Annotated in this window: 7 protein-coding genes and 1 riboswitch; of the genes, 4 read left to right on the top strand and 3 right to left on the bottom strand. The window is 46.5% G+C overall.

Annotation, left to right across the window (positions count from 1 at the left end):
- Positions 1-444: 444 nt before the first annotated feature.
- On the bottom strand, positions 445-969 hold the full coding sequence (locus R7E78_RS18630; RefSeq protein WP_033907183.1) for a DUF3087 domain-containing protein: 525 nt from the start codon (positions 967-969) through the stop codon (positions 445-447).
- Positions 970-1,129: 160 nt separating this feature from the next.
- Here R7E78_RS18630 and trmY point away from each other — a divergent pair, with 160 nt between their 5' ends.
- Positions 1,130-1,729, top strand: coding sequence for a tRNA (pseudouridine(54)-N(1))-methyltransferase TrmY (gene trmY, locus R7E78_RS18625; RefSeq protein WP_017634347.1), 600 nt, complete (start codon positions 1,130-1,132; stop codon positions 1,727-1,729).
- Between the two features lie 77 nt (positions 1,730-1,806).
- Here the strand turns inward: trmY and R7E78_RS18620 are convergent, their stop codons facing one another.
- Positions 1,807-3,150, bottom strand: a complete 1,344-nt coding sequence (locus R7E78_RS18620; RefSeq protein ID WP_318058128.1) for a TldD/PmbA family protein — start codon at positions 3,148-3,150, stop codon at positions 1,807-1,809.
- Positions 3,150-4,535 carry a TldD/PmbA family protein gene (locus R7E78_RS18615; RefSeq protein ID WP_054702131.1) on the bottom strand — a complete coding sequence of 462 codons (1,386 nt, stop codon included), beginning with the start codon at positions 4,533-4,535 and terminating at the stop codon, positions 3,150-3,152. Before R7E78_RS18615 ends, R7E78_RS18620 begins: the two co-directional genes overlap by 1 nt.
- Before the next feature lie 311 nt (positions 4,536-4,846).
- Positions 4,847-4,954: riboswitch (TPP riboswitch) on the top strand.
- Positions 4,955-5,051: 97 nt separating this feature from the next.
- On the opposite strand from R7E78_RS18615, the gene thiD reads away from it, so the two are divergent.
- Genes thiD through R7E78_RS18600 form a run of 3 tightly spaced genes read left to right on the top strand, consistent with a single transcriptional unit; the run spans position 5,052 to position 7,447 of the window.
- Complete coding sequence (gene thiD / locus R7E78_RS18610) at positions 5,052-5,909, top strand: bifunctional hydroxymethylpyrimidine kinase/phosphomethylpyrimidine kinase (protein ID WP_047102518.1); 858 nt, start codon at positions 5,052-5,054, stop codon at positions 5,907-5,909.
- Complete coding sequence (locus R7E78_RS18605) at positions 5,899-6,654, top strand: ABC transporter ATP-binding protein (RefSeq protein ID WP_017634350.1); 756 nt, start codon at positions 5,899-5,901, stop codon at positions 6,652-6,654. The genes thiD and R7E78_RS18605 overlap by 11 nt, the downstream gene beginning before the upstream one ends.
- Complete coding sequence (locus R7E78_RS18600; protein WP_047102517.1) at positions 6,647-7,447, top strand: ABC transporter permease; 801 nt, start codon at positions 6,647-6,649, stop codon at positions 7,445-7,447. Before R7E78_RS18605 ends, R7E78_RS18600 begins: the two co-directional genes overlap by 8 nt.
- Positions 7,448-7,451: the final 4 nt, after the last annotated feature.

Genomic DNA, 7,451 nt, shown 5'->3' with positions numbered 1-7,451 from the left:
AGTAATGTTTGAATTGACTGTGCTGAATCTTTCGATTCAATGGTCACTTCGTTTCATTGAAACCTAATTTGATACCGCTTTCCGTTAAGAAAGAAATATCTAATTGGATTATCATCAACGAGTGCCCACACAGATTGATAGGTCTATATTGTTAAAGAGCTTGCTTCGTAAGCTTTGCTATCGAAGCGGAGGCGTATTCTAAGGAATTAATTTTCAGTGTCAAACACTTTTTTAAATTAATTTTTAGAAGTTTTCTTTCGCCTTCTTGCCAACCGCTTTTGCGTTTCCGCTTTGCCCTGACAACGGAGGCGCATTATAGGGAGATGATTTTTCTTGGCAACCCCTTTTCAGAAAAAAAATCAAAAAAAAGCGTCGAATGATTAAATATCACTCAAACGCTTATTTTTAGCACTCAGTTGTTAACTTCAAGTAGCAAATAGGCAATCAATATGTGTCTAGCCAAGACTCTTCAAAGCCTGTGATATCGAGACTCATTGATTGCGCCGCTTCGATTTGCTCGATAGCCTCCAATTCTTTATTTACACTGCTCATCGTCAGTGTGTTGTTGTCTAGCTCAAACACCTGACTTTGAGTCGTATAGTAGAACTTAAGGATCGTCAGCGCTTTTACATCGCCATTGTTCGCGGCTGCTTTAATGCTTTTTAGTTTACGAAAGATCTTGTTGTGCAGCTGCTTGAGTTTCCAAACGTACAGCACTTCTTCCATGTATGGTCGAGTTTTAATTTGATTCAATAAAGAGAGGGAAGTTGCAACTGCGAGAACGACACCAATCAAATTCCAATGGAAATTGCCCGTTGATTGTTCTGGTACGACTTCAGTGTTGCCAAACAAAACAATCAACAAGGTACTAAAGGCAAGAGAGGAGATGGCGAGCAACGCAACAAAACCGCCAATCACAAGGTTTACTTTCTTTTTATAAATGTCTTTATTTATCTGTTTGATTTCCATATACCACTCCTAACAGGGTTGCCTCCTATTCTAGCCAGCACACCCAGCTCCACAATCGAAGCTTTGTAAGTAAGTTCACATTTGCTATTAAACTCGCATCCCTTCCCTGCTTGGGTATATACTTCCGCGCATTCACTCTTCCTATATAGAGGCTAAATTCATGCGCTCTTTTGTTTTACGAGCTCGCGCGGCGCCAACCACCAGCAAAGCACTGTTAGAAGGTGTTGGTAATGAAGCGCATACAGAGATTCTTGCTCATACCATGATGAACACGATGTTCGTTGCTCAATCACACCGTGAAGATGTGGTTGTTCACTTGGTTTTAGAAAGCACAAAAGATTTCTCACGCACCATTACTATTCGCTCCAACGACATCACCAACATTGGCGGCTTCCATGAGTCAACCTTGATTGCAGCAGTGGCTCGCGCTTTGGATGCTTCGGTTGGTATGGGTAAAGAGCAACTTCGTGAAGTCGAACCTGGTATTACCGTTCGTACAGTGAGCTTTGAACGCCTAGTACAAGAACTGGCAGAAGATCACCAACTATATATGCTGGATAAGAAAGGCGAATTTGTTCGTGATGCAGAAATTGGTGAAAATCCATGTTTCTTGCTAACTGACCATATACCGATGCCGAAAAAGTCTTTTAACAGCTTAAAGCGCCTTGGCACAGAGAAGATCAGCTTAGGTCCTAAGATGCTTTTCGCTTCTCAGTGTGTAGTATTGATCCACAATGAGTTGGACATACGCGAATTCTAGTTATTCGCGCACACGTTGCTAGATAATGAAAGAGGACTCTATTGAGTCCTCTTTTTGTTTCTATAGTAATGCTAAGTTTACTTACCACCAATGCTCAAACGAGCAAAACGAACGTCTGGCGAGAAGAAAGTTCGGCTATCGTTAATTAGCTGAGTATCACCTACTGCCTCAACTTCTTGCAGCATATTGTAGAAGTTACCCGCTACCGTGATCCCACGAACTGGTTGAATGCGCTTACCATCACGGCACAAGAAACCACTCGCGCCAAATGAGAAATCACCACTCACTGCATCCGCACCAGAATGGACACCTTGAAGTTCGACTAACTCTAGGTACTCACCCGCTTTTACTTCTGACGCACTGCTGTTACCCGTCGCAATCACTTTGTGATTCGCTGATACGTCTAGGCTCGATTTTGCACCGCGAGCGGCACTTGCTGTCGAGACTGCGCCCAAGTAACTTGCGGTCTGGCTGTTGTGTAGCAAGGTTTTCAACTCACCATTAGCAATCATGACATTATCTTGAGTAGCGAAGCCTTCACTATCAAAACTCGCGATTGCCATACCATTTGGCATGTAAGCCGTATCAGTAAAGGTAATTAAATCAGTCGCAACACGTTGACCAAGCTTGTCACCCAGTGGCGTAATGCCTTTCATCGCGCTTACGCCAGAGAAAGCACTGCCGAAAGCACCGAATAAACTTGCTAGCGCATTGATGTGGAAGATAGCAGGGTAGTTACCCGTCGCAACCGGTGCGCCTTCAAGAAGATCGCGAGCAAGGTTGTAGCCACCCTCGATACAGTAAGCTGGATTCAACTCATCAAAACGGCGACCCAGTGACATTCTACCCGCCATTGACTGTTTGCCGTCTTTTTCAAACAAGGTATACGCGTAACAAGTGAACGAGCGCTCGAAGTGTTGACACAATGTGCCTTGAGTATTGGCAATGATCAGTTGTGTTTCGCCATCGCTGTAACCATTGTAAGGTGCGCTAGAGGCGTGAGGCAGAGCCACTACGCCTTGCTCAAGAGCGAGAGACAGTTCGATTTTTTCGTCAACAGAAGTTGTATCTTCTTGCGCAATCTCAGCAACATCAGTCGCGATTTGACTGTTCACGCAACTAATCGTCTGATGTTCATCTTGCTTGGAAAAGCGAGCGCTTTGCAGTGCGTTGGTCAGCATCAAATCCAAGCTTGGTTGCTCTAACGACTCAGAATAGCTTGTTGCAACACGCGCATCTTTCACAACACGAACACCCAGAACTTGGCTTGAGCTTACTTTGTACTCATCCAGCTTTCCTTGGTTCGCTTTCAAAGAAAAGCTACTGTTACGGTTTACAATGACGTCCGCTTCTGCACCTTGGCGTTTTGCTTCTGATAGGACGTAATCAACCGCATTAAGAAGTTGTTGTTCTTGGCTCATTAGTTACCGCCTCCTACCAGAATGTTATCTACTTTCAGCGTTGGCTGACCGACAGTTGTTGGTACTGAACCACTCACGGAACCACACATGCCCGGCGCAAGCGCCATGTCTTTGCCGACCATGCTGATTTCTTTCAACACTTTTGGACCCGTGCTGATCAGCGTTGCTGTTTTCAGAGGCTTGGTGATTTTGCCATTTTCAATGAGGTAGGCTTCACGAACAGCAAAGTTAAACTCACCCGTACCCGGTTGAACAGAGCCACCGCCCATCTTCTTCGCATAGATACCACGTTCGATGCCTGCCAGCATGTCATTAAGTGAATGCTCGCCCTCTTCGATAAAGGTGTTACGCATGCGCGAGGTTGGTGCGAACTTGTAATTTTGACGACGACCAGAACCCGTAGGCTCATAACCTGTCTTCATGCCACCCATTTTATCGACCATGAAGCTGGTTAGCTTACCGTCTTTGATCAGTTGAGTGCGCTGAGTCTTCATACCTTCATCATCAATGTGAATCGAGCCCCATTCGTTGGTCATGGTGCCATCATCGACTGCATTCACTGCGGTGTGAGCAACCATTTCGCCCATCTTGTCGTGGAAGACTGATGCTTTCTTCGCAACTGAAGTGGTTTCTAGCAAGTGACCACATGCTTCATGGAAGATAACGCCGCCAAAGCCGTTACCAATCACCACCGGCATTTCACCCGATGGACAAGCATCCGCGCCAAGTTTTACTAACGCTTGCTGCGCGATAGTTTGACCTAGCTCTTTGGCATCAAGCTGTTCACTGAATTCCCAACCAGCAAGAGCGCCAGGACCTTCCATACCAGAAGACTGCTCATTACCTTTTTGCGCGACAGTGTTACCAGCAACACGAATGTAGTGGCGAGTATCGTCAACGTGTAGGCCTTCTGAGTTGAAGATAGACACTTGCTGTTCGCGCTGAAGCACGCTGCCAATAAACTGGCTGATATGTTCACTCTCTGCACGTGCTGCTTGGTCAACTTTCAATAGAAACGCGATTTTTGAATCTAGGTTAGCATCCTTACCTAGCGGCATGCGGCAACCATGTTGTATTGGGTAGCGGTTCAGATTGAGAGAACCTGCTGACGCGATTTGCTCACGCTTATCTTTTGCAGCAAGCAGTGAGGTTACGCGTTTAAGTTCAGTTTCATCTGTGCTGTTGGTGTAACCGTAAAGCACTTTATGACCGAAGAAGAGACGAATACCGATACCAAAATCGATACCCGAGTTAACCTTGTCCACCTCACCAGATGCGATCTGGACAGTGTTGGTTTGGTGATGTTCAACGAATAGTTCAGCGAAATCAGCCCCCAAAAAGAGCGCATGATCGATCACTGACTTCGCTGTTACAGAATTAAGCATGAAGTCTCCTTGCTCGATGATCGTCTTAGCCTTCCTAATTAACTGTGAAAAAGTTCAACAAAGTTAAATTGGCAACACGTTAAATTTTAACAGTTTTTTAACCTTGTTTTGTGCTAATCCTTGCTTAACGAGACCACGATTATTTATTAAATATTCCAGGTTCTGCTCATTCACCAGAGCGTTGCACTAGTAAATTCCACCCAGCAAACCATTTAGGTGCTTACTTTATCACTCACCTCGCATAATTGAATACTCATTATAATGACGCTCAAAAAACGTATCCCTTCCGCAATGGTCCTGCTATCATCCGAACGAAATAGTCGGGGGGCCACACGACAAGTGTTGGCTGAGATCGAAATTCGAGACCCGTTGAACCTGATTCAGTTAGCACTGACGTAGGGAACTATGCACACTTTGCCTTTCGTCGCCCCTCTTAGGTAAGCGATAGCGATCGAAAAATCGATCTATCTGCAATGGTCAAAGTCAGTTCCTATACGTCTTGTAGTAGGAGCGACCATGACGCAGCAATCACAACCTCATTCACATCAAACGCCAGCCTTGCCTACCCCTATCGTATTGACCATCGCGGGCTCAGACAGTGGTGGCGGTGCAGGTATTCAAGCTGACATCAAAGCGATGTCCGCAACTGGTAGCTTTGCCTGCTCAGTGATTACCGCCATCACCTCACAAAACACTCAAGGCGTCTCTGCGATTTTCCCAATTCCTCTCGACCATGTAGAGAGTCAACTCGATGCGGTATTCACCGACCTCAACATCGTTGCAGTAAAAGTGGGCATGCTGGCCGATTCCAACATCATCAAAGTCGTTGCTGACAAAATTAAACAATACCAGCCAAAACACCTCGTGATTGACCCTGTAATGGTGGCCACCAGCGGCGATCTATTACTGGAACAGTCGGCAATCAGCACTTTAAAAGAAGAATTGATTCCGCTCGCAGACATCATTACCCCTAACCTACCCGAAGGCGCAGCATTGACGGGTAAGCCAATGCCTCAATCAGAATCTGAAATGAACGATATGATTACCGACCTTCGTGCGCTTGGCGCCAAAGCTATTCTGCTCAAAGGCGGTCACCTTGAAGAAAATGAAAACAGCAACGATCTGCTTATCATGCAAGACAGTGCCGAGTTAATTAGCGCCAAGCGATTTCCAACCAAAAACACCCATGGCACAGGCTGTACACTTTCTTCCGCCATTGCGTCTTATCTTGGCCAAGGCAACAACCTACACAAAGCGGTGCACCTGGGTAAGCAGTACATCAGCCAAGCTATCGCGCACGCTGATGAATTGGATGTAGGTAAAGGCCATGGCCCTGTGAACCACTTTTTTGCGGGTCATACTTATGTTCGCTAACGCGATTGGCATTCAGCTTTCCGATGCTAGTCTGCGATACAAAGACAGCCAAACACCAACGCTAGCAGGGTTGAGTATGACTATTCCTGCTAATCAATGGACAGTGTTACTTGGTCGCAGTGGCTGCGGAAAAACGACGATCCTTCGTTATCTAGCGGGTTTGTTAGACGACAAAGTCGAATGGCATGGCGAGTTAACGACCACGGATGGCATCACCTTACACAAGCGTATTGCCTACATGGCGCAGCAAGACTTGTTGCTGCCGTGGTTGAATGTGTTAGACAACGTCTGCCTCAGTTCTCGATTTTCTCAAGAGCAAGCACCAGAACAAAATAAACAACGTGCACTGACTTTACTCAGCCAAGTGGGACTCGCCGATTACCCGGATGCTAAGCCAGCTCAGCTCTCTGGCGGCATGAGACAACGTGTTGCCCTTGCTCGCACTCTGATGCAAGACAAGCCTCTGGTTCTGATGGATGAGCCTTTCTCTGCGTTGGACGCGGTTACTCGCCATAAGTTGCAAACCTTGTCTGCCGAGTTACTGAAAGATAAAACCGTTGTTCTTATTACCCACGACCCACAAGAAGCGGTGCGATTAGCTCACCAACTCTATGTACTGCAAGGCACGCCTGCGCAAGCTCAGCACTTGGTTGTTCCGGATTCCAAGCCACCACGAGTTCTCGATGGAGAGTGCGCCGCGCTTCAACAAGCGATTTTGGATCAATTGGAGAAAGACTATGAGTGATATGACTCAGTACAACTCCGTTTCGGCACGTATTGGTAAAAAAGAACGCGTGACCCATCCAGCTCTGCGCTTGGTAATCAGCACTGCGGTGATCTTGGGATTGTGGCAGTTGGTTGTGGTGGTATTCGACATGCCAGGCTTCATCTTACCTTCACCAATTGAAGTGCTGGATAGATTGGTCACTCGTTACGATGTCTTGCTCAAACATACTTGGGTTACCGCGCAAGAGATCTTACTTGGCTTGGCGCTTGGATTATCGATGGGTTTGCTGTTCGCATTGCAAATGCTGATGTTCGAGCCGCTGAAGCGTTGGTTATTGCCTATTCTGATTGCTAGCCAAGCGATCCCTGTGTTCGCCATCGCGCCAGTGCTCATGCTTTGGCTGGGTTACGGTATTGCATCGAAAGTCGTCATGGCAGCGATCATCATCTTTTTCCCCATCACGACATGTTGCTATGACGGCTTACGCAATACACCAACAGGTTACCTCGATCTTGCCAAGACCATGGGCGCGTCTAAATGGCAGCTACTTCGTCATATTCAATTGCCAGCCGCCCTACCAACTTTAGCCTCAGGTATTCGTGTTGCCGTCGTTATTGCGCCAATTGGAGCAGTGGTCGGTGAGTGGGTAGGTTCAAGTGAAGGCTTGGGTTATCTGATGCTCCAAGCCAACGCTCGCATGATCATTGATGAGATGTTTGCGGCGCTGTTTATCCTAGCCGTGCTGTCTATCTCACTCTACTTCATCACCGATAAATTATTGAAAAAAGCCATCCCTTGGGAAAGCAAATAATTAC

It is taken from the genome of Vibrio sp. YT-19(2023) (assembly GCF_033337395.1).
The sequence above is the reverse complement of the archived record's forward strand: the minus strand, read 5'-3'. Positions and strand labels throughout refer to the sequence as shown.